The organism is Marinobacterium arenosum, from assembly GCF_019795155.1.
GTDB lineage: Bacteria > Pseudomonadota > Gammaproteobacteria > Pseudomonadales > Balneatricaceae > Marinobacterium_C > Marinobacterium_C arenosum.
Window position 1 is genome coordinate 1 of sequence record NZ_JAILYN010000114.1, and the last position, 1288, is coordinate 1288.

General features: G+C 59.7%; 2 protein-coding genes. Both read right to left on the bottom strand.

The features are described 5' to 3' along the window. Positions 1-187: 187 nt before the first annotated feature. Positions 188-502, bottom strand: a complete 315-nt coding sequence (locus K6T12_RS21425; RefSeq protein ID WP_222225008.1) for a DMT family transporter — start codon at positions 500-502, stop codon at positions 188-190. An 88-nt stretch (positions 503-590) separates the two neighbouring features. Further along, entirely contained in the window at positions 591-962 is a 372-nt protein-coding gene (locus tag K6T12_RS21430; protein WP_222225009.1) for an ABC transporter permease, read from the bottom strand. Between the last annotated feature and the right edge of the window lie 326 nt (positions 963-1288).

The window sequence follows — 1288 nt, forward strand, 5'->3', positions numbered from 1 at the left end:
ACTCTGACCGGCCTGAAGTGCCTTGGCAAACGCCTGGATATCGATTTCGTACTTATCAGCCATGATGTGTCGCTCCCTTTTTCAGTCAAGTGTAGGAAACGACACAGAACTCTGAACACTACCCCATCGGCCGGGCAGGTTCAGGCGATCGGGAGCCCGCAGGGCTCCCGATCAATGATGATTATCTTTAGGCCGCCTGTTTCAGCCCGACAATCGAGCCGATCAGCAGCACGCTGAACAGCAGTTTGGTCGGCGTCATCGGTTCGCCGTGCAGCAGGGTGCCGACCAGCAGCGCGCCGACCGCGCCGAGGCCGACCCAGACCGGGTAGGCCACCGCCACCGGGATGCTGGCGGTGGCCTTGGTCAGCAGCCAGAAGCTGAGCAGCGCGCAGCCGAGAAAGCCGCCGGTGGCCAGCGGGTTGCTGAAACCCTGGGTCTGCTTCAGCAGCGACACGAAGCCCATCTCCGCCAGCCCTGCCAGTATCAGATAGATCCAGCCCATTTCATCTCCTTAACAGATAGAACCGGGGCGACCGCCTGGCCGCCCCTCTGTTTTTTGTTTCTTTTATCTCTTTTATATCTCTTCTGGCTTAGCGGCTGGTCGGGTCCAGCTTGTCGCGGACCCAGTCGCCCAGCAGGGCGAACGCCAGGGTGGTGAAGAAGATCACCAGCGCCGGCAGGGTCGCCAGCCACCAGGCGGTCAGCAGATAGTCGCGGCCGAAGCCGACCATATTGCCGAGGCTGGTCATCGGCGGCTGGATGCCGAGGCCGAGGAAGCTCAGCGAGGTTTCCAGCATGATGGTCTGCGGGAAGTTCAGCGTCATATTGACGATCAGCGCGTTGGCGATGTTCGGCAGGATATGGCGGCCGTAGATCCGCCAGGGCGAGGCGCCCAGCGTGCGCACCGCCACCGCGTAGCCGTGCTGGATCGACGACAGCGCCAGGCCGGACGGGATGATCAGCGGTTAGGGGGGCACGCTTATAGCGGGGCTGGAACGGTGAGCTGCGGCAGTTCTTTCGAAGCCAGCGGTCTGTCGCCCACGGAGTGGGCTGCTACAAAGTGTCGTGCTAGACGTTAGCCGCCACCGGTCACTTTGTCGGGCCGCTCAACTAGCGCCGAAAAAATCAAACCGATAAGAGAAAACAAAAAACGCGACCGGATGGTCTAATGCCGATCAGTTAAGCTCTTTAACTTGCTGATCAGGCAAGAGAAAATCCGGAATCCATGTTAAGGGTTCCGGATTTTTTTATGCATTTCAGTCAGGCAGTGGATGCCATCTCTCGCGTT